Here is a 20,297-nt window from a genome sequence, read left to right on the forward strand (position 1 = left end):
CAACAGAAAGAGGACAGGGGGCTCCGGCCTCCCCGTGTCCGCACGGGGAAAATTTCGACGAGCATCCGATCGCCGTGCTGCTCCTGGCCCGTCTGATGGCACCTTCCCGCCTGGGCGAACGACTGAAACCGCGTGGCCTGCGGCACCGCGACATCGCACTGCCGAACAGCGCGCGGCTGTTCGGCCGAATCGTGGCGGCGGCCGCGATCCTGGGCCTCGTGGCGGTCATCACTGTGCACCCTGATCGTGATCGCCAGGGTCGTCAGGGTCAGGCGCCGACCCGCCGGCGCGACCCGCCCAGGAACCCCTGAGAAGCCGTCGACCGGCCGCGCTGCCCATCCCCGGGAGCCGTGAACCCACCTCCGACGCCGAAGACGCCGCGATGCCCGCTCGCAGCGCCGTTGCCGGAAGGCTCTCCCTGCCTGATCGATTGCAGCACCGTCACCATGCGGCGGACCGGCCGCGGCCTGAGCGGTGGTACCGCCGGGGATCTCGGCCCCCGGTGGTACGGACCCGTCAGTCCTTACCGGCCGGGGGCTCCTCGTCGTACTGGGACGTGCCCGAGTCCAGCAGGGGCTCCTGCGTCTTCAGGTGCGCCGGGGCGAACGCCCGCAGCGCGTGGTAGCCGGTGATGACGACGAGCGTGCCGAGCGCGATGCCACTCAGCTCGAAGTTGTCGGTGATCTTCAGGCTGACCCCGCCGACGCCGATGATGATGCCCGCGGCGGCCGGTACGAGGTTGAGGGGGTTCCGCAGGTCGACCTTGGCGTTCAGCCAGATCTGGGCGCCCAGCAGGCCGATCATGCCGTACAGGATCACGGTGATGCCGCCGAGCACCCCGCCGGGGATCGCGGCGACGACCGCGCCGAACTTGGGGCAGAGGCCGAACAGCAGCGCGAAGAAGGCCGCCGCCCAGTAGGCCGCGGTGGAGTAGACCCGGGTCGCCGCCATCACGCCGATGTTCTCGGAGTACGTGGTGTTGGGCGGACCGCCCACGGCCGTGGACAGCATCGAGGCGGCGCCGTCCGCGGCGATCGCGGTGCCCAGCTTGTCGTCGAGGGAGTCGCCGGTCATCTCGCCGACGGCCTTCACGTGCCCGGCGTTCTCGGCGATCAGGGCGATGACGACCGGCAGCGCGACCAGGATCGCGGACCACTCGAAGCTCGGCGCGTGGAAGGACGGCAGCCCGATCCAGTTCGCGTCTGCCACGGCCGACAGGTCCAGCCGCCAGTGGTCGACGGCCTCCGCGCCGCCGGCCGGGGAGTGGATCTTCCCGAAGACCAGGTCGAGCACCCAGGACAGGACATAGCCGAAGACGAGCCCCAGGAAGATCGCGATACGCGAGAAGAACCCGCGCAGGCAGACCACGGCCAGCCCGGTGAACAGCATCACCAGCAGGGCCGTCCACTGGTCCTGCGGCCAGTACGTCGACGCGGTGACGGGTGCCAGGTTGAAGCCGATCAGCATCACGACGGCGCCGGTCACCACCGGAGGCATCGCCGCGTGGATGATCCGTGCGCCGAACCGCTGCACCACGAGCCCCACCAGGAACAGCACGGCGCCGACCACCAGGACCGCACCGGTGACGGTGGCGCTGGTGCCGCCACTGGCCCGGATCGTGGCTGCCACGCCTACGAAGGAGAGCGAGCACCCCAGGTAGCTGGGAACCCTGCCCTTCGTCGCCAGCAGGAAGATGGCGGTGGCGACGCCGGACATCATGATGGCGAGGTTCGGGTCGAGGCCCATCAGGACGGGCGCCACGAAGGACGCGCCGAACATGGCCACCACGTGCTGGGCGCCGAGCCCGAACGTACGGGGCCAGGAGAGCCGCTCGTCGGGGCGCACCACGGCGCCCGGCGCGGGCGTCTTTCCGTCGCCGTGCAAGGTCCAGCGCACGCCGAGGCCCATGGTCGCTCCCTGATTGGTGTGTGCGGTGCTGTGTGCGGTGCGCCCTGGGGGTCCACCCGCGGAAAAGAATCAGAGCCATGTTAGTGCCGAGGCGGCGCGGCCCCGCGCTCGGCCCCACCGCCGGCGGAACCTGTCGTTCCGCTCGCCCGCGCGCCGCCCGGGCCGTCAGCCGCTCGCCGGGCTCCTGTCCGGCGCAGGCCGCGGGACGCCGCCCTCCGCGACCTTGCGGTCGCCCGCCCGCAGCACCCCGGCCCCCAGCACCAGGCCGAACGCCAGCACCGTCACCAGGCCGAACGACACGAGCAGCGAGGTCGCCTCGGCCAGCGAGCCGATCGCGGACGGGGCGATGAGCCCGGAGGTGTACGTGATGGTGGCGACGCCCGCGATGGCCCGGCTCGGGTTCGTGCCGCTGCGCCCGGCCGCGGCGAAGGCCAGCGGAACGACGACCGCCACGCCGAGACCCAGCAGCCCGAAGCCGGTGAGCGCCAGGGCGGCACCGGGCGCCAGGACCACGAGCAGTCCGCCGACCGTGGCCAGCGCGCCTCCGACCCGTACGGTCCGCACCGCACCGAAACGGTCGACGACCCTGTCGCCGGCGATCCGGGCGATGGCCATCATGAGGGCGAAGGCCGTGGTCGACGCCGCGGCGAGCCCGGCGGAGCTGCCCATGATGTCCCGGAGGTAGACCGCCGACCAGTCCATGCTGGCCCCCTCGGCGAACACCGCGCAGAAGCCCACCGCCCCGATGACCAGCGCCGACTTCGGCGGCAGGGTGAAGCGCGGCGGCGGCTCCTCGTCGGGCGGGCTGCGTAGGTCCAGGACCCCCTGGCAGGCGGCCAGACCGAGCGCCGTCAGCACCAGCGCGGCCAGGGTGTGGTGCAGCCGGGCGTCGGCCCCGATGTGCGCCGCGACCGTGCCCGCCGCCGAACCGACCAGGGCGCCCACGCTCCACATGCCGTGCAGCCCGGACATGATCGACCTGTCGAGCCGGTCCTCCACCTCGACGCCCAGCGCGTTCATCGCGACGTCCGACATCCCCGCGGTCGCCCCGTAGACGAACAGCGCGAGGCAGAGCGTCAGCAGATTCGGGGCCAGGGCGGGCAGGATCAGCGCCAGCGTCCAGAGCGCCAGCAGACCGCGCAGAGCCGTCCGCGCCCCGAAGCGGTGACTGACGCTGCCGGCCAGTGGCATGGCCAGCGAGGCTCCGATGGCCGGGAAGGCGAGTGCCAGACCGAGCTGGCCCGCACTCACCGAGGCATGGTCCTGGATCCACGGGACCCGCGTCGCGAAGCTTCCGGTCACCGCCCCGTGCACGGCGAAGACCGCGCCGACCGCGTATCTGGCCCGCCTTATCTGCTCCCTGCCGAAGACCGGGACCGCTTGATCCTCTGTCATACGCCGTGCCCTCCCCTGTGAAATTACGGCCCGCCGGTGCCCCGACGCCCGCGTCGCGGTGCGCAGCGTAAACTATCAGGAACCCTGCCTGATAAATAACCCCACGGCGTCGGTCTCTCAGTGATCTGGAAGGATCCCGGCATGCCCGCATCCCCGAGCACCGCCCGGGTCATCAACGATCGGCTCGCCCTGCGACTCCTCCAGCAGGACGGCCCGCTGACGGCCACTCAGCTGAAGACCCTGACCGGCCTGTCCCGTCCCACCGTCGCCGATCTGGTGGACCGGCTCCAGGACGCCGGCCTGGTCCGGGTCGTCGGGGAGAGCGGAGCGGACCGCCGGGGGCCCAACGCCCGGCTGTACGGGATCGTCGCCGACCGCGCGCACCTGGCCGCCCTCGACGTGCGTACGGACAGCGTCGCCGTGGCCGTCGCGGACCTGCTCGGCGTCACGCTCGCCGAGGCCACGCTGCCGATCGGCGGCGACACCGGGACACGGCCCGCCGTCGAACGCGCCGTGGCGATGCTGGAGCGCACCGCACGCAGCGCGGGCACGGCCCCGCTGCACAGCGTCGGCATCGGCGCCCCGGGCCTGATCGACCCGGTCACCGGCGAGCTCAGGAACACCGCCGGGCTCCCCGCGTGGCACGGCGGCCTGGTCAGAGAGCTCCAGCAGCGGCTCTCCGCCACCGTCCTCGTGGAGAACGAGACCAATCTCGCCGCCGTCGCGGAACACCGCATCGGGGCCGCCCAGGACCGCGACACCTTCGTGCTGCTCTGGCTCGGCAGCGGCATCGGCGCCGCAGTGATGCTCGACGGGAAGCTGCGCCGCGGCGCCTCGGGCGGAGCGGGGGAGATCGGGTTCCTGCCGGTGCCCGGCACCTCCGGTGTCCCCTCCGCGGTCAACTGCGAGGGAGGCTTTCACTCCCTCGTGGGCTCCGCCGCCGTCTGCCGCCTGGCCGCGGACCACGGCATCAGGACGTCGGGTCCCGCCCCGGACGGGGCGCAGGAGCAGGACCCCGCCGCCGCGTCCGCCGTCCGGGCCGCGCTGCGTGCGGGCGACGGGAACAGCGAGGCCTTCCTGGCGGCGCTCGCGGACCGCCTCGCGCTCGGAGCCGCCTCCGTCGTCTCCGTCCTCGACCCCGGCTGCCTCGTCCTGGCCGGCGAGGTCGGCCGCGCCGGAGGAGACGCGCTCGCCGCGCGGGTGGAGGAGCGACTGGCCCGGATGTCACCGCTGCGGACGGAGGTCAGGGCCGGGACACTGGGTGGCGGCGCGGTGCTGCGCGGAGCGCTGTTCGCGGCGCGGGACGCGGCGCAGGAGGCGCTCTTCAGCCCGGGAGGGTGAGAGGGCGGGCCGCGTGCGGGACATGTCCTGGTCAGGCCCGGGGCGGCTTCTCAGCTCCGGTGCGGGACATCATTGTGGCCCACGGCCCCCGTCTCCACCAGGAACTGGCTGGGTTCGCCCCACCATGACACGTACAGACTGTCTCGCGCGCGGGTGCAGGCGACGAACAGCAGACAGCGCTCAGCCAAGAGGTCGGCCTCATGCTGAAGCCGGTCGACGTCTGCCGAGGTTACGGCTTTCGGATACGGCAGGGCGCCGCTGCTCACGCCTACGACGGCAACACACCGGAACTCCAGGCCCTTGAACGCGTGCATGGTGCCGACCTGGACGGCGGCCGGGTCGGAGACGGCATCGCCCCGCAGGCGTGCCGCGCGGATTCCTGCTGCGGTGAGCCGTTCGACCGCCTTGTCGCAACTCTTGTTGAACCGGGAGCCGATCCCGATTTCACCCGGCTCGATCCCGTTGTCGAGCCACGCGCGTACCCGTGTGACGAGGGCGGCGAGTTCGGCGGATTCCGAGCTCCCACCGAACACTTCGGGTCCAGTGCCGTGCAGGGCCGACCGATAACCGAGCAGCGTCTCGTTGCGGGCGTCGTCCGCGAGCTGCTCGAAGGGGCGGCCGACGAGGAGAGCGGTCGACCAGCTGAGGATCTCGTGGGTGGACCGGTAGTTCTTGCGCATCTTGGTGGAACGCCCGGAGACCCGGACGCCGACCGCCTTCAGGGACACCTTCGTGTCGTAGATGCGCTGGTGAGGGTCGCCCGCGATGAAAAGGTCGTCCGGCCGGGCCGGAGCCGCAGCGCGTAGCAGCCGCCACTGGGCGGGGTGCAGGTCCTGTGCCTCGTCGACGACCACGTGCCGGAAGCGGGGGCCGGCGCTCTCCAGCAAATCAGCGGCCTCCGCGCACGTGCCCAGGTAGGTGCGTAGCCCGTCCGTGGTGAGCCGTTCGCTGAACTCCTCGATCGTGCGCCAGACGAGCTCACGGGAGGACGTGGGCAGAGCGCTGCCCCGTCCCCGCCGTTCGCAGCCCTCGTACTCCTCCAGGTTCCGCAGGTTCTGCGCGAGAACCACGTGCTTGTACTCCTGGGCGAGGAACTGCGCGGTGCCGGTGAAACCGGTGGCCTGTGCCGCCTGCTCCCACCGCGCTTCCTCCTCACCGCCCCGCAACGGCCGCCGTGACGTCGACACGACCCTCCCCGCGAACGCGTCGACGGTCATGATGTCGACGCGGTCACGCAGCACCTCGTCCTCGACCAGTGCCGCAAGTCCGGTGCGCAGCGCGGCGACGAGCGTGTTGGTGTACGTCGTGAGCAGAATCCGGTCCCCGTCGCGCAGATACCCCAGCAGGTGGCGTACCCGGTGCAGGGCGACAACCGTCTTGCCGGTGCCCGGGCCGCCGGTGACCTGGGCGGGGCCCGAGTACGACGGCCGATAGGCGACCTTGTGCTGTGACGGGTGAAGGAAGACCCGCCAGGCGGCGAACGGCTTGGCGAGGATGTCGCGGAGTTCCTCTGAGGCAGTGACGAGAGCGATGCGGGTCCGGGTGCGCCGAATGGCTGTTGCGAAGTCCTCGGTGTCCACGGGTGGGTCACCGGCGGACACGGTGGACATGCTGACGGACACCACGTCGCGCCACACCTCCTCCACGCTGAAGCCCGCCGCCAGGTATTCCAGGACCTCTCGCTGGTCCTGCGGGAAGTACGGGGCGAAGATCTCCAATTGCTCCCCGTCGGTGAGCGCACGGGCCTGACGCAGGGTGGTGTCGTCGATGCCGAGCGCGGTCATGTCCCCATCGGACACGTGCGCGAACAGGCGCTGATGGGGAGCCGGAGCGATGCGTTCGTACGCCGGGGTCAGTTCGTCGAGCATCGCGATGTCCCGGATCTCGACGGACCGGGTGACCGTGTTGATGCTGGCCTTCTGCTTGATCGCCCAGGCGATCGCCTTGTCGTGCGGCATCACCCGCAGTAGGACGTAGGTGTCCCCGCTGTCCGGTGCGAGCACGACACCGCGTGTGCCCTGGTCGATGCGGATGGTCCTGATGTGCGGATCGCGGGCCCGCTTGAGCGTCTCCAGCTTCAGTCCCTGGTCCTTGAACAGCTGGTCCAGAGTGAGCCGTTCGAACTTCTCCCAGGCGTCGAACACTCCCTGTTTGACGCTTCCCTGGAGCTTGCTGAGCTGTGCGCAGAAGTCGATGTCGAAGGCGAGGTGGGGCATGAGCGGACTCTCCGGGGGAGCGGTTGACGTCGGAGGAGGAGGGCGGGTCAGGCGGCAGGTCCGTCGAGATCGAGCTCGATCAGGGCAAGTGCCTCGGCGACCTCCTCCGACAGGTCGTCCGCCGGACCATAGACCAGGCACAGGTCTTCGTGGAGGGGAGCGAGGATCACATGTGCCTCGGATGCCTCCCCCCGGGCCAGCAAGAGCATGCCGATGTCCCGGCGCAGCTCGACCGCCTCCTCGCTCACGTCTCCGTCCACCGACCGGACGACGTCCAGGACCGCCCGCAACGCCGCCAGCGCGTCGGTGGCCTGGCCCAGTTCGGCGCGGCACCGGGCGGCCTGGGCCCGGCACTCACGGGCCCTCGTACTGTTGAGGCCACCGGTACGCGCATACGCGTCGGCCAAGGCGTCGAACTCGGGCAGGGCTGCCCGATAGTCCCCGCCGAGCAGCTGAATCGCGGCGCGTTGAGTGCGGAGCTCCAAAACCTTCCCGCTCTCGGCACCGAGGGCACGCGCGGCCGGCTCGATGACCTCGCTCAGCACCTCGGCGGCCTGGGCGAACCGCTCCTCGTCCAACAGCGCGTCGGAGTGCACGTACGCCTCCGCGATCTCCTCCCGCAGCTGCTCCGGCACAACCACGGGAGCGGGGGGAGCGGCCTTCGGATCGACCGTGGTGGGTACGGCCCTGCCCGCACCGGCGCGGGCGCGCGGCGCGTAAGGCTGACGGAAGACGCCCGTCGGATCGGGTGCCCCCTGAGGACCCGCCTCACCGGGCGCAGGCCCCTCACCGGGCGACGGCAGGAAGGGCCGGAGCCGCTCGTACACCTCCTGTACGTCGACGGGCCGGGCCTCGGGCGCCTTGAGCAACAGGTGCAGGACGAGCTCTTCCAGGGGCGCCGGGACGTCCGGCCGCAGCATGCGCAGCGGGGTCGGCGCGGCGTTCACGTGCTGGTACATCACCAGATACTCACTGTCGGCGGTGAACAGGCCCCGCCCGCTGAGCAGTTCGTGCAGTACGCAGCCGAGTGCGTACAGGTCGGTCTGCGGACTGGTCCGCCCACCGCGGACCTGCTCCGGCGCCATGTACTGGTACGTCCCGATGGGGCTGCCGGTCGCGGTCAGCTTGGTGACGTCCGTGCGCAGGATGGCCGCGATCCCGAAGTCGAGGACCTTCACCGTTCCGTCCTGCGCGACCAGGATGTTGCTCGGCTTGAGGTCGCGGTGGATCACGGGCACGTCGTGGGCGTGCGACAGCACGGTGGCGACCTGCGCGGCGACGGCGACGGCCCAGCTGACGGGCAGCGGATGATCCGGGTGGATGTACGCGGACAGGGGGACGCCGTCGACCAGCTCCATGACGAGGAACAGCCGCTCGTACGCGTCATCGAGTACCGCATCGAACACCTGCGGCACGCCGGGGTGCTGGATCCGCGCGGTGATGCGGGCCTCACGCTTGAACCGCTTGGCGAACTCCTCGGCCAGCTGCGGTGAGCCGGCAACGGCCTGCCGCCGGACCACCTTCACGGCGACCGGTCGGTCCAGCACGGCGTCGTAACCACGCCACACGTCACCCATGCCGCCGCTGTTGAGCTCCTCCAGGAGCTCGTACCGCCCGGCGATCGGCTGGTCCGGCACCTTGCCCCCGTGTGTGCGTGTGCTGATGGCCGGCGCGTGGTGGCGCGCTGACCCGGCGTAGTGGGGCAAGTCTCTCCGGGCGGCGATCTCCAGTCCAGCGAAGTCGTGGGAGTGAGTGAGGTGGCGTCACTTTTCGGTCACCGGGAGCAGGAGCGGTTGGTCCTGCGCAGCTTGATCCTTGTGCCCGGCCGGGGTGCTGTGTTCGTACTCAGTGCGACGACACGATGCGCTCGATGGCATGCGCGAATGACCTGTAACCAGTTTTGACAGCTTCTGAAGAGTTGGAACTCGGCATCAGAACAGCTGGGAGATGCGCGACGCGCCACATGCGAAATGTTGTGCGATCCGCGCCGGATTCATGAATACCGGCCACAGCGCAGGCCTTCTGAATGGCTTCAACAATAAGTTCGGACGTTGGCACTGCGGGCTGGTTCCTGGCTACGGCTGCGCCGACCAATGCATGCATGAAACCAACCAATTGTACGTCGCCGCCCGCGCCCAGCATTCGATGCACAGCCTCAGGGGCCTCAATGTCCGGCGAGTATTTCTCAATTCCTCCGGACCACAGGAGCAGAGACGGTGCAGTGACTTCGTGATCGGCGTGCCAGCCCAAGTCATCCACGAGTGCCATCGTTGATTCGTGGAAACTTCCGACCGTCTGCGTGATTTGCAGAATCCGGTGCAAATCGTTGTGGTTTCGATTGACGAAGTCTCCGACCGAGACGCGATTGAGTGGCACACTCTCGTCGGATTCAGCTACTGCTCCAATTTCAACGATTCCTCCCAAAGGGCCGAAGATTTCACGAGCCAGTGATGTTTCCGATGCTTCTGAAACGTTATTCATTTGCCATCTCCTAGAAATTACCCATGAAGTGCTGGACAATTGCATCTCGCTGGGGCAGGGAGGTTAGATGCTTGTTGAGCAACGCCACATCGTCAAGCGAATTGACAAAATACTCAGGCAAGTTGCCCGCAGGCCCCTCGTGGAGTCTCAGCCAGGATGCGGCCCTGTCGACCGGTACCTCTACTCGCACAATCGTCCCTCCTGGACCGGCGTACTGGGTCGCAGCGCGATTGAAATCATCCGTCAAGTAAATCCCTGACTTCGGGGTGTACTCGCGTGTTACGTTGATATCGGAATCGAGTGAGAAAGTTTCGCCCTTCCATTCGTGCGTCCCATGGTAGAGAACCTTATAGGGTGACAGTCCGAATGGATCGATCTCTCGATTGGGATTCGATACGTAAGTATTCGGATTCGGGGCAGGGCTGAGACCCAGGGGGTCCGGGGTGGCGTAGCGTGCTACTTCGGGATCGTAGTACCGGTGTACGTTGTAGTGAAATCCGGTTTCCGGGTCGAACTGCTGCCCCGGAAACCGGAGGGGCGTGTATGCCTTACTCTTGCTGTGCCATCCCGTTTCGCCCCAGAGTGTGCTTCGCGTCGTCCATTCGAGAGTTTCACGTTCGCTGGCGAGATTGACTACTGACCCGACGCTGTCCGTGACAACTGCGAAGAATCGTTCATCAATGGTTTTTCGGTCGGAGCTGCCATCCAGGACGCGCTCCATCTGCGTCAGTGGGCGCAGCCCTTTGTGTTCCCAGGTCAGAACGACAGGATTCGGCAGTTCTACGCTCTGAGTCTCCTGCTCGCAGAGGGTGCCGCCATCCCATACGAATCTGGTCTGCTCCAGAAGGGTGAGCCCGTCGCCTGCGACTCGATGTTTGGCACTGCGGCGTCCGAGCGAATCGTACTGGTACTTCCAGACCGCACCCTCGGGTGTAGTCACCGAGCACATTCGGTCTTCCGCATCCCATTGATATCGCCAGGTGTCCGGTTTGCGGGAGCCGCGGGACCTCTGGCGAAGGATAATGCGGCCAAGGGCGTCGTGTTCGTAGCGGGTGGTGCCGGCGCGGGTGATGTTCGTGCCGGAGTACGAGCGAGAGCCGACGGCCTTATGTCCCGGGTGGGATGCAGGCCAAGAGGCCTCTGTCTGATTGCCTGCTTCGTCGTAGGCGTAGCGCTCCGTCCAGTTCGCAGCGTGAACCGCGGTGACCCGGCCGGTTATGTCGAGATCGAAGGCCTTCTCGCCCGAGAGGTGGTCGGTGAGGCACGTGAGGTGGCCATCGGCGCGATAGCGATAGTCACGGCGCTGGATGGTTCCGTTGTCCCTGCCGGTGATGTGCTGGCTTGTGAGGCGACCCGAGGAGTCGTACTGGTTGGCCAGGGTGAGGGTGCCGAAGTGGCGGGCGGTTTCTTGGCCTGCTGCGTCGTGTTCGAAGGCGAGGGTCCGGCCCGAGGTGGTGAGCGAGCTGCGTCGGCCCGCGGCGTCGTAGGTCCATACGCTGGTCACGCCGCTCGGCGTTCTCCGGCTGGTGCGTCGTCCGAGAGCGTCGTACTCGTACGAAATGGTCCGGCCGTTGGTGGTCTCTGATGTGAGACGGCCGTACCGGTCGCGGAGGAAGACGAGACTCGTGTCCGGACCGGTTGCCTCGCCAAGCTGGTCGAAAATGTCGTACTCGAAGGTTGTGATGGCTCCCGCGACGTTCTTGGTGACGATCCTGTCCAGTTCGTCCCGCTCATAGCGGATCGTCTGACCGAGGGAGTTGGTGCGCGCGGTGAGGTTGCCTGCCACGTCCCGGCTGTAGGCCAAGGTGCGGTTGTCGAAGTCCGTTTCGGAGACGAGGTGCGCGGCGGCATCGTAGACGTAGTTCCAGGCCATCCCTTGAGGGTTGCGGACCTGTGTGAGGCGGAGCTCGGGGTCGTAGGCGAACTCGTAGCGCACGCCGTCTGGACCGGTACGGGCGGCCATGAGGTCGAAGTGTGTGTACTCGAAGCCGGAGATGGAGCCCATGGCATCGGTGTGGGTGAGGCAGTTACCCTCGCCGTCGTACGTCCAGGACTGGGTGGTGCCGTCCGCATTGATGCGCCGCGAGAGTTTGCCCTCGACGGTCCATTCGAAGCGAGTGATCGCACCGAGGGGATCGGTGAGCGTAGCAGGGCGGCCGAAGGCGTCGCGGGTGATGCGGGTCGTGGCACCGAGCGGGTCGATCACCTCGAGCGGCAGGCCGGCCGCGTTGCTGCGGATGTGTGTCGTGTTGCCGAGCGCGTCCGTCACAGAGGTCGCGTGGCCGGCCTCGTTGTATGTGGTTCGGGTCATGGCGCCGGACGGTTCGGTGACGGTGAGCCGGTTGCCGCGCTCGTCCCACTCCTGGCGGACTGTGGTCCGGTCCGGGTTGGTGACGCGGACCGGCAGCCGAAGGTCGTTGTACTGAGCGGAGGTACCCCGGCCATCCGGGCGCACTGCGGCGGTCAGCTGCCCTGACTCGTCGTACTCGAATCGGTTGGTGCGGCCGAGCGGATCCGTGCGGGACAGCAGGCGGTTGTAGCGGTCGCGTTCGAAGCGTGTGGTCGCACCCAGTGGGTCGATCTCGGCGACCACCTGGTAGTAGTCGTTGACTACGTATCGGTGGACGGCTCCGGTGCTGCTGGTAACGGTCGTGACGCGCATCCCGCTCTCGGAATCCGTGCCGTCGTAGTCCAGGCGGAGGGCCACGTGACCAGCGGCTCCGCCTTCGGCGATGCAGCGGTCCTGGTCGTCGTAGGCGTACTCGTACCGACTGTCATTGGTGTCGGTCCAGGAAGCGACTCGACCACGGTTGTCGTAGGAGAACCGTAGCGGTAGCCCGGACGAGTTGATGACCTCGGTAAGATGCCCGTCGCTGTAGCGGTAGCGCAGGATCTCCTGGTCGGAACCGTCCGGGGCGGCACCTGCGAGGTGGAGTGCGGTGATCCGGCCTTTGCTCGTGGTGAGCTTCAGGTGATAGCCGGCACCGTGGATGATCCCGGACGGCGCTCCCGTCTCGTCGTCGTACTCGAACTGGATCCAGTTGCCGTTGCGATCGTCGATCTGCACCAACAGCGCGAGGTCTCCGGAGCGCGGGCCGAAGTGCCATGTGCGGCCGCTGTCGCGATCGGTGATGGTGTAGTGACCTGTGGTGTCCACGTTGAGGGGCCAGCGCACGCCGTGACTCGGCATGACCGGCACCCCTGGCGCGGGGTGCGGGTAGGAGAGCAGCAGGCCGTCCTCGCATACGAAGACGATGCCCTGGGAGTCGATCTCGAGTCGCTGGTCGGCTGTGGAGGACCATGAGGGACCGAACCAGCGTCCCGCGCGGTAGTTGGAGGCGACTCGTCGGCGGAAGATCAACGGGAGCGTCCCCGGCAGGGCGATGTCGGTCTGCGGCAGGTACATCGTTCCAGTGGCCAGGTCAACCGGATCCGTGGGGTCCTTCTCCACTCCCTTGTCAGGCTTCGAGGTCTTCGCCGGATCCTCGACACCCTTGCGGGCAGCGCTTTCCACCCCATCCTTCACCCCATGGCGGGCAAGGCCTTTGATGAGGCCGCCGCCCTTGGTGCCGATGAGTTCGGGGAGGAGTCGGCCGATGAATTCGGAGGGGTCTCCCTTGGCCGCGTCCCAGGCGTTCTTCAGGGCGCGGTCGGGGTTGGCGGCGGTGGAGACGAGGCCGGCGAGTGTCATGTTGACGCCCTTGTAGTACTCGGCCGGGTGCGTCAGGTTGTACGGGTCGGTCGGGTTGACCGAGCGGACGAAATTCACCAGCCCCGCGGAGGCCTTGATGACACCGCCACCGACATGGGCCAGCTCGATGCCTTGGCCGACGCCGTAGTCGATGAGCTCCTGCTTGGCCCGGTCCAGGCCGGTGGGCTCCTTCGGAGCGTGTGCCATCGCGGCCGTGATCGCGCCCTTGGCCGTTTCGGCCGCGTCGTTACGTGCCCGGCGAGCGCGCTGAAGGATCTCCTGCGCGTGCTGGCGTTTGGCCGCGCCCGGATCGGAGAACTTTCCTGGGTGCGGGAGCGGGTGGTCAGTGTTGCGGACCGCGTTGTACGCCTCCGCCTTCTCCTTGAAGGCAGCTGCGGCCGTTTCGTAGTCCTGCTTGCCCTCCTTGTAGAGGGCGATCGCCTCACCTGCCTTGGCCTGCGCGCTGGTGACTGTCCCTGCGTACGTCTCCAACGCCTTGGCCGCGTCCTCGAACGCATCTGCCGCCGCCAGCCAGTCGGTGGGCAGTGTCTGGAACTTGGCGCGGAAGGCGTCGGCAGCCTCGCCCTTCCAATGACCGGAGTCGAGCTTCTTCATCCCGCCGCCGACGAGATCGAACGCCTTCTGGAAGTCGCGGAGGTTCTTCACCGCCGCGCTGATCTTCTCCGGCCTTCCGTGGATCAGCTCATCCGCTTCCTCGGTCTGACCGAGCTGCTGCTCCCCGACGTTCGCACCCAGCGAGGAGGCGGTCTCATCGCCCCAGTCCTCGACGTTGTCGGCCCACTCATCGGCACCAACCTTCTCCAGACCCGAGCCGAGCACATCGGTGCCCTTGTCGATCCCGGTGCCGACGATCTCCTTGCCCTTGTCGACCAGGTTGCCCGCCCCGTCGTACAGGGCGTCGCCCCACTTCCCCCAGTCCGGCATCAGCGACTCTCCCCCCACCGCGGCTGCTCAGCCTGATCGATCGTCTCCTGCGATGGATCCAACTGGTCACGTAGCCGCTCGTCCGCAGCCGCCCGCACCTCCGGGTCCATCAGCCCGTTGCGCTCCATCGAGTCGAGCGCGGCGTCTTCCACGTCGTACGCGGTGTTCTTCCAGGTCTGGTTCACCTCGCCCTGGGCCTGGCTCATCGACTCCCAGCTCCAGTCCGGGTTGTCGTACGCGGACTGGGTGCTGATCGTGTCCCAGCTCATCGCCTTGACCTCGTCCTCGGACGCATGCGGATTCCCGTTCAAGGAGTTCACACCGATCTTGATCGAGTCCTTGACGTACTGTTCCTGCTCCGCATACGAACCCGCCGACAGCCCCACCCCCAGGGCGAAACCGTTCCCCTTCTGCGTCAGAGCCCGCACGCCCCACTCCCAGCGGTTGCAGAACGTCTCGAACTCCGACGTCAGCCCGCCATGCCCCAACTCCAGCCCCGACAACGCCAGATCCGAGAACCCCCGGCCCGTCGACGCTTCCCCGATCATGCCGAGCTCCTTCAGCTCCGCATGCGCCAGGTTGATCCCCTTCGCGATCTCCGCCAAGGCCTCCGGCGGCACCTGAAGATCCGCGTTCTCCCCGCTCACTGCATCCCCCCGAGATCAACCGCAACCGCGTCCGGCACGATGCCCGCCACCGGCGGGAACAACATGCCGTCCGTGCTACCCGCATCCAGTGCCACTCCCGCCGGCCCCGGCAGCAACGGCACCATCACATCCAGCAGCCGCGCACCCAGAACGGCCTGGTACGTCCACTCCTGCCCGGTATCCCCACGGGCCAGCGCGAACCGGGCCAGTGCCTCCTCGTCCGAGAAGGCGCAGATCCAGCGCACACCGTTCTGCTCCGCCGACCACAGGTCACCGGCCTCGTCCAGAGGCACCAGCACCGCCGTACGCCGGAACTCACCCAGCAACACAGCAAACTCACGGCGGGCCGTACGCAACTGCTCCTGTTCGGCCTCCACCGACGTCGCAGCGGGTGCCCGCTCGGGAGGCGGCCCCGAAAGATCATCCAAGTCCGCCAGCCTTGATCGCCTGCGCTGCTGCTCCGGTATCCCGTCCCCACCCGTGGTCATGCATGGGATCATCACACGCACAGATTTTCGAGTGCAACGTAAATCGCCTACTGGCCTGAATTCTGCTGCCTGGGGCACGGGGCAACTTCCAGGACCGCCCATACCGTCTTGCCTGGACCGTCAGCGCAGGGATACCAGCCCCAGCGGTCGGCCAGGGCGGCGACCAGCAGAAGGCCACGGCCGCCCTCCTGATCGAATGAGAGCGGGTTCGCGGGGGTGGGAAGGCGCTCGCCCCGGGTGTCGGTGACCTCGACGCGGATGGCCGTGCCCTCGGCGGACAGGCGGAGCCGGAAGTCGCGTCCGGATACGTGTCCGTGGCGTACGGCGTTGCTGCTGAGCTCGGCGACGGTGAGCAGCAACGCATCGTGCGCGTCTGTCCCGTACGGGACGCCCCAGGCGTCGAGGCGCTCGCCGGCCAGGCGCCGGGCGAGCCGGGCTCCCCGCGGCGTGGAGCTGAAACGCATCGTGAAGTGGTGCCAGGGGAACCGGGTGCGCGGGGCGCGCATCGGTCGTAGGGGGAGGAGCGGCTGCTTGTCGGTCATTCCCCCACACTGTCAAGCCATGACTGCACGTCACTAGAGGTTACGTACTGTCACGCCCTGGATGTACGTGAGCTGGAACAGCCTGTACGCAGGAGGGGCAGGTGCGGCCCCGAGGCCAACAGGTCCGGAGGTTACTCTGCGCTGGAGGTCGCGGCCTCGGATCTGGCCGGTTCCGCGGAGCTCGCATCAGTGCTTTCGTTCGTCCCGTCCGCCTCGATGGCCGTGGGGCGCCGCTGTTGCAGTGCGTCGCGTTCCGAGTCCGGGATCGCCATCGACTCTGCGAGTACGGCGGCGAGCTCGTCCACTCGTGCGCTGTCCGTGTCAGCGTGGAAGAGCCAACGGATGTTCTCGTCGCGGGTGATGAGGTCGACAGTCAGACGCGTGCTCTTGTCCTGGGTGGCCGCTGCACGGACGTATCGCACCTGGTCGATCGGAATGTCCGCACGGATCTCAGCTTGTTCGAGGAACGCGCCGGCCTTGGCTGTGATGATGCGGTCATTCGTGATGGCGACCAGTGTGCTGGCAGCAGCCTTGTCCCTTGCTGCTGCGAGCTTCTCCTTGGCCCCGCTGAAGATCGCAGACACGGGGCCGAGGGCATCGAGCTGATCGGCGAAGCCGAGGACGCGAAGGACCTCACCGTCATCGAGGAGCCATCGCAGGATGCGGAGGTGCGGATCGAGAACCAGCGATTCGGGTGCGCAGACGAGGCCCGGAGCGACGAGCGGAGGGGGCGGCGGACGGAGAGCGTCGGCGAGAGGCTCGATCGCCTCCAGAAGGCGGGCAGCGGTCTGCCGGGCTGCCTTCGAGTCCTTACGCTTCCCGGGCAGCGGCAGGGTGTCGCGTCCGGGGAGCTCGGCGATGATGTGCAGTTCCCGCGCCAGGGAGGCGACGAGGCTCGTCGACTCGGTGAGGGACGAGTCGAACTCCGCTCGGGTGTCGCGCGCGATGACCTCGGCGTACTGAGCCTCGGCCGTGTCTTCGAGTCCGGCGACTCGCGACCTAGCCGCCCGCAGCGCGTGATATCCGGTCCATGCCTTGAGGGCGGACAGGAGGGCATAGGCGTCGAAGGCGATCGCCTCGGCGTTCGTCTGCAGGTACTCGTGGTGGCTGCGTGTGCCGGCCCGGTCCATCTGCTTGACGTGGTCGCCGACGTTTCCTCGGTAGAGCTCAAGCTGCTTCTGCAGCAGCGCCCCACTGCCCGCGACGTCGTCCCACAGGGACGTCGGGACTGATTCGATCTCTCGCGCCTGGCCGACCGCGCGATCGATGGCGGCGACGAGGCCTGTCAGTTCGGCCCACTGGTCCTTGCGGATGGCGGTGAGAACCTGACTCGTCACCGCGAGGTTGGTCCTGACGAGGCCCGAGACCTCGCTCAGCATCATCTGAAGACCGATCATGGCCAGCGCCGGCCCGATCGAGGCAGCGGTCTGTGCCTTGCTCACCGCATTCACGGAGTAGAAGCGGGCCTGATGCAGGAAGTGACCAGGAACCATCACCGTTCCGAGGTTCCCGCCGTCCTTGACGGCGAGCGTTGCACCGCTCTTCAACAGGGCCTGTGCCGTGTCGCCGATCCGGTAGAGCCCTTGCACGCTCGCGAAGGCGTTTCCGAGGTTCCCGGCCACGGTCGCCGCGTTGCCGAGCGAGGCGAGGACTGCGGAGATCTGCTTGCGGTCGGCAGCAGGCACGATTCCGAAGTCGATCAGATCGGGCTTGAGTTCCGTCGGGATGTCACCACAGACGACTGCCACCCCCGGAAGGACCTCAGCGATGACCGTCGACGCGGGCGTCACGTCGACGTCGGGGCCCGGTGCCGGTCCGTCCATCGCAGGTGAGTCGGCGTTCTCGCTCCGGCTGATCTCCTCAGGCTCGGGTATTTCCGTCGAGTCCGAAGGGTCCTGCATGCGATCTCCTCCTGCGGGGACGCCCAACGGCCAGACGTCGTCGGCGCTCTCGGCGGATTCTATGGCTCGACGCCCAGCGGTTCGGCACGAATGCCTTGAGTTGATCGAGGGCGGTCAGGGCAGGCGGGTCAGGTCGCGTAGCTGTCCGACCAGTGCGTGGACGTCGCGCTCGGCAGGTGGAGTGACGGGCGCCTCCTGCGGGGTGGTGCGGCAGGGGCGGCAGAGGCCGTCGGGGAGCGCTTCGGGCGAGCCGGGGCGCCCGCATTCGGTGCACTCCGCGACGAGACGGCGCTTCGGGGTGACGGTCGCGGCCGGGCTGGGGGCCGCGTGCGGCGGCAGCTTGTCGGTGAGGCGGCGGCGTACGAGGCCCACGGGGGAGCCGACCTGTGCGGGGAGGCCTGCTGTGAGGGCCTGGGTGAGGTAGTCGGCATCCACCCCGCGTGCGAACCAGGTGGCGGCCAGAGGCTCCAGGGCGCGGCAGTCCGCCGCGGAGAGTGCCAGGCGCGTGTCCAGGCGGCCGAGTTGGGCCAGGGCGAGGTAGGCGGGGGAGGTGGCGGCCGCAGGTGCCTTGGCGGTGCGCTGCGCGGGTACGGCGGGGGATGCGGGCGCGGGAGCAGGCGGCGTCGGGGGCGTGATGGCGAGCGGCGCGGTCGGGGCGGTGTCGCCGGGCGGCGGGGGAGTGGAAGCCGCCTCCGGGGCGGAGCAGCTGCTCTCAGTGGCCAGGAACGTGTGCCACCACTCGTTGTCGCGGGCCGTACGGGACCAGTAGGTCCGGGAGACCCAGCGGACCTGGTCCCCTTCGCCGGCCAGGCAGCGTACGCGCCGCAGATGCCCTGCCACTCCGAGGGCCTTCAACGCGCTGGAAACTGCCATCTGACCGTACAGCGGGAGGCTCTTGGCCAGCGACTTGATGTCCATGGCCGCGCCGTCGGGGAGCCGGTCGACGTATCCGGCGATGTGTCGCTCGCGCTCCGGCATCAGGGCGAAGTCATCCGTACGGGGCGCGCGTTGGTCGGGTGCGGTTCGCTTGCCGTAGCCGGGGCGCGCCTTCGTGTACGGGCGCGAGGATGCGGGTGCGCGAAGGGCAGGGCTAAGGTGCTCGGTAGCCACGAGATCGTCCGTTCGATCTTGGGGTGAGACCCCGGCCTGGTGTTTGCGCACCTCGTCGGGGTCGATTCGTTGGGGGCACCGTAAGCAGGCGTGACGTTGAGTCGCAAGCTGATCACCTTTAGTCATATTGGCTGGCCGTGACGGGGTAGGGAGGGTGGGGAGGTTTTCCCAAAACCCTTCTTCTACCTACCGGGTGAACAACATCGCTCGGATCTCGATGCTCGTATCCCGGCCCCCGAATCCCGAAGCTCAAGCGTCGGGCCAGCACCCGTGATCGCGTCCCTCCAACGAGTGAACGAGCCCAGTCCGGCGCTCGAAGCTTGGCTCTCGGGCGCCGAGCGTCGGGCCACTCCTTCGATGGAACGCGGGCGGAATGGGGTGCGTGCGGGAGAGCGCGTCGTTACGGTGCCCGAGTGGGACAAGCCGGAGCGGGCGCTGCCTTCCGGGGCCGGTGCCGTCGGTGTGGCGGAACCTCGAAGAGCCCTCCCTCAGAGGCTGGTTGTACGTGATGGGCTGAGGCGTGTACGTACGTGGGACAGGCGGGTGGCGATGACGCAGGACGAGGCGGCCATGGGCGCGGGGGCGGTGGCCTCGTCGGGGGCGCAGCCGGAGAACAAGCCGGAGAACGGGGTGGCGGTCGCGTTCGGGCGGCAGTTGAAGCTGCTGCGGGTGCGGGCGGGGCTCACACGGGAGGAGTTCGGTAAGCGGGTGGGGTATGCGGCGCAGTCGGTGGCCTCGTTCGAGCAGGGGCGGCGCATCCCGCAGCCGGAGTTCGTCGACAAGGCGGACCGGGTGCTGGACGCCGGGGGACTGCTCGTGGCGTTGAAGGAGGAGCTGGCGCGGTCGCAGTATCCGGCGTTCTTCCGGGATATGGCGGGGCTGGAGGCCGAGGCGATTGAGCTTTGTGCGTACGACAGTCACATCGTGAATGGGCTGCTGCAAACCGAGGAGTACATGCGCGCTGTGCTTGGGATGCGTCGACCGCTCCTCGGCGAGGAGACGATCGAGGAGCGCGTGGCTGCCCGCCTCGCGCGACAGAAGATGCTGAGCCGTTGGCCCGCGCCGTTGCTCAGCTTCGTCCTGGAGGAAGGCGCGCTGCGGAAGAGGCTCGGCGGCAAGGTGGTCATGCGTGGCCAGCTTGAGCAACTTCTGCTTTTTGGCTCCTTGCGGAACGTGGAGCTACAGCTCATGCCACTGGATCGCGAGGACAACGCGGGAGTGGATGGCCCGTTCACCGTGATCACGCGCAAGGACGGGGAGCAGTTCGTCTACATGGAGGTTCAGGGGCGCAGTAACCTGCTGACAAAACGAGACGAGACCCAGCTCGCCGCAGCGCGCTATGGAATCATCCGGAGTCAGGCTCTCACTCCGCGAGAGACTCTGGGTTTTGTCGAGAAGTTGCTGGGAGAACTATGAACACCGCAATGGCCCCCGAGTCGGCACTCCTCTGGTCGAAGAGCAGCTACAGCGGTGCCGAAGGCGGGCAGTGCGTGGAGGTGGCTGAGTCGCCTGGTGCGGTGCACGTACGTGACTCGAAGCAGCTCGACGGCCCCATGCTGACCGTTGGAGCTCGGGCGTGGGCGGGATTCCTGGAGCTGGCCGCAAACTGAGTCACCCACACGGAGGCCCCCG

General features: G+C 68.1%; 15 protein-coding genes. 4 read left to right on the top strand and 11 right to left on the bottom strand.

Annotated features, from left to right (window positions below):
* The first annotated feature begins 74 nt into the window (after nucleotides 1–74).
* Entirely contained in the window at nucleotides 75–311 is a 237-nt protein-coding gene (locus tag ACIP63_RS32505) for a hypothetical protein (protein ID WP_401522952.1), read from the top strand.
* A gap of 205 nt (nucleotides 312–516) precedes the next feature.
* Here the strand turns inward: ACIP63_RS32505 and ACIP63_RS32510 are convergent, their stop codons facing one another.
* Together ACIP63_RS32510 and ACIP63_RS32515 are read right to left on the bottom strand one after the other, a co-directional pair.
* On the bottom strand, nucleotides 517–1,908 hold the full coding sequence (locus ACIP63_RS32510; RefSeq protein WP_401522955.1) for a uracil-xanthine permease family protein: 1,392 nt from the start codon (nucleotides 1,906–1,908) through the stop codon (nucleotides 517–519).
* A 165-nt stretch (nucleotides 1,909–2,073) separates the two neighbouring features.
* A complete protein-coding gene (locus ACIP63_RS32515) occupies nucleotides 2,074–3,303 on the bottom strand; it encodes an MFS transporter (protein WP_401522957.1) in 1,230 nt (409 codons plus the stop codon).
* 141 nt (nucleotides 3,304–3,444) lie between these two features.
* Between ACIP63_RS32515 and ACIP63_RS32520 the strand changes: the two genes are divergently transcribed.
* Nucleotides 3,445–4,644 (top strand): ROK family transcriptional regulator, encoded by a 1,200-nt coding sequence (locus ACIP63_RS32520; protein ID WP_401522959.1) that lies wholly within the window; start codon nucleotides 3,445–3,447, stop codon nucleotides 4,642–4,644.
* Nucleotides 4,645–4,694: 50 nt separating this feature from the next.
* Here the strand turns inward: ACIP63_RS32520 and ACIP63_RS32525 are convergent, their stop codons facing one another.
* The 9 genes from ACIP63_RS32525 to ACIP63_RS32565 all read right to left on the bottom strand — a co-directional run bounded on the left by ACIP63_RS32525 (nucleotide 4,695) and on the right by ACIP63_RS32565 (nucleotide 18,665).
* A complete protein-coding gene (locus ACIP63_RS32525; RefSeq protein WP_401522961.1) occupies nucleotides 4,695–6,860 on the bottom strand; it encodes a UvrD-helicase domain-containing protein in 2,166 nt (721 codons plus the stop codon).
* Between the two features lie 47 nt (nucleotides 6,861–6,907).
* On the bottom strand, nucleotides 6,908–8,497 hold the full coding sequence (locus ACIP63_RS32530; protein ID WP_401522964.1) for a protein kinase: 1,590 nt from the start codon (nucleotides 8,495–8,497) through the stop codon (nucleotides 6,908–6,910).
* Between the two features lie 208 nt (nucleotides 8,498–8,705).
* Nucleotides 8,706–9,341, bottom strand: a complete 636-nt coding sequence (locus ACIP63_RS32535) for a hypothetical protein (protein WP_401522967.1) — start codon at nucleotides 9,339–9,341, stop codon at nucleotides 8,706–8,708.
* A 10-nt stretch (nucleotides 9,342–9,351) separates the two neighbouring features.
* Nucleotides 9,352–13,977, bottom strand: coding sequence for a putative T7SS-secreted protein (locus ACIP63_RS32540; protein WP_401522970.1), 4,626 nt, complete (start codon nucleotides 13,975–13,977; stop codon nucleotides 9,352–9,354).
* Entirely contained in the window at nucleotides 13,977–14,624 is a 648-nt protein-coding gene (locus tag ACIP63_RS32545) for a hypothetical protein (RefSeq protein WP_401522972.1), read from the bottom strand. The genes ACIP63_RS32540 and ACIP63_RS32545 overlap by 1 nt, the downstream gene beginning before the upstream one ends.
* Entirely contained in the window at nucleotides 14,621–15,112 is a 492-nt protein-coding gene (locus ACIP63_RS32550; RefSeq protein ID WP_401522975.1) for an SseB family protein, read from the bottom strand. Before ACIP63_RS32550 ends, ACIP63_RS32545 begins: the two co-directional genes overlap by 4 nt.
* Nucleotides 15,113–15,159: 47 nt before the next feature.
* Nucleotides 15,160–15,654 (bottom strand): ATP-binding protein, encoded by a 495-nt coding sequence (locus ACIP63_RS32555; RefSeq protein ID WP_401522978.1) that lies wholly within the window; start codon nucleotides 15,652–15,654, stop codon nucleotides 15,160–15,162.
* Between the two features lie 131 nt (nucleotides 15,655–15,785).
* Complete coding sequence (locus tag ACIP63_RS32560; RefSeq protein ID WP_401522981.1) at nucleotides 15,786–17,555, bottom strand: hypothetical protein; 1,770 nt, start codon at nucleotides 17,553–17,555, stop codon at nucleotides 15,786–15,788.
* A 114-nt stretch (nucleotides 17,556–17,669) separates the two neighbouring features.
* Nucleotides 17,670–18,665, bottom strand: a complete 996-nt coding sequence (locus tag ACIP63_RS32565; protein WP_401522984.1) for a MarR family transcriptional regulator — start codon at nucleotides 18,663–18,665, stop codon at nucleotides 17,670–17,672.
* A 549-nt stretch (nucleotides 18,666–19,214) separates the two neighbouring features.
* On the opposite strand from ACIP63_RS32565, the gene ACIP63_RS32570 reads away from it, so the two are divergent.
* Together ACIP63_RS32570 and ACIP63_RS32575 are read left to right on the top strand one after the other, a co-directional pair.
* Nucleotides 19,215–20,081, top strand: a complete 867-nt coding sequence (locus ACIP63_RS32570; RefSeq protein ID WP_401522986.1) for a helix-turn-helix domain-containing protein — start codon at nucleotides 19,215–19,217, stop codon at nucleotides 20,079–20,081.
* Nucleotides 20,078–20,275: a DUF397 domain-containing protein gene (locus ACIP63_RS32575; protein ID WP_401522988.1), complete on the top strand. Its 198-nt coding sequence runs from the start codon at nucleotides 20,078–20,080 to the stop codon at nucleotides 20,273–20,275. Before ACIP63_RS32570 ends, ACIP63_RS32575 begins: the two co-directional genes overlap by 4 nt.
* Nucleotides 20,276–20,297 lie beyond the last annotated feature (22 nt).

This window comes from Streptomyces sp. NPDC088746 (assembly GCF_044751065.1).
Taxonomy (GTDB): domain Bacteria; phylum Actinomycetota; class Actinomycetes; order Streptomycetales; family Streptomycetaceae; genus Streptomyces.

What these genes read in the sequence shown, in the direction of transcription:
- ACIP63_RS32510 (WP_401522955.1), bottom strand. Translation starts at nt 1,908, where the DNA reads ATGGGCCTCGGCGTGCGCTGGACCTTGCACGGCGACGGAAAGACGCCC.
- ACIP63_RS32515 (WP_401522957.1), bottom strand. Translation starts at nt 3,303, where the DNA reads ATGACAGAGGATCAAGCGGTCCCGGTCTTCGGCAGGGAGCAGATAAGG.
- ACIP63_RS32520 (WP_401522959.1), top strand. Translation starts at nt 3,445, where the DNA reads ATGCCCGCATCCCCGAGCACCGCCCGGGTCATCAACGATCGGCTCGCC.
- ACIP63_RS32525 (WP_401522961.1), bottom strand. Translation starts at nt 6,860, where the DNA reads ATGCCCCACCTCGCCTTCGACATCGACTTCTGCGCACAGCTCAGCAAG.
- ACIP63_RS32535 (WP_401522967.1), bottom strand. Translation starts at nt 9,341, where the DNA reads ATGAATAACGTTTCAGAAGCATCGGAAACATCACTGGCTCGTGAAATC.
- ACIP63_RS32540 (WP_401522970.1), bottom strand. Translation starts at nt 13,977, where the DNA reads ATGCCGGACTGGGGGAAGTGGGGCGACGCCCTGTACGACGGGGCGGGC.
- ACIP63_RS32550 (WP_401522975.1), bottom strand. Translation starts at nt 15,112, where the DNA reads ATGACCACGGGTGGGGACGGGATACCGGAGCAGCAGCGCAGGCGATCA.
- ACIP63_RS32555 (WP_401522978.1), bottom strand. Translation starts at nt 15,654, where the DNA reads ATGACCGACAAGCAGCCGCTCCTCCCCCTACGACCGATGCGCGCCCCG.
- ACIP63_RS32560 (WP_401522981.1), bottom strand. Translation starts at nt 17,555, where the DNA reads ATGCAGGACCCTTCGGACTCGACGGAAATACCCGAGCCTGAGGAGATC.
- ACIP63_RS32570 (WP_401522986.1), top strand. Translation starts at nt 19,215, where the DNA reads ATGACGCAGGACGAGGCGGCCATGGGCGCGGGGGCGGTGGCCTCGTCG.
- ACIP63_RS32575 (WP_401522988.1), top strand. Translation starts at nt 20,078, where the DNA reads ATGAACACCGCAATGGCCCCCGAGTCGGCACTCCTCTGGTCGAAGAGC.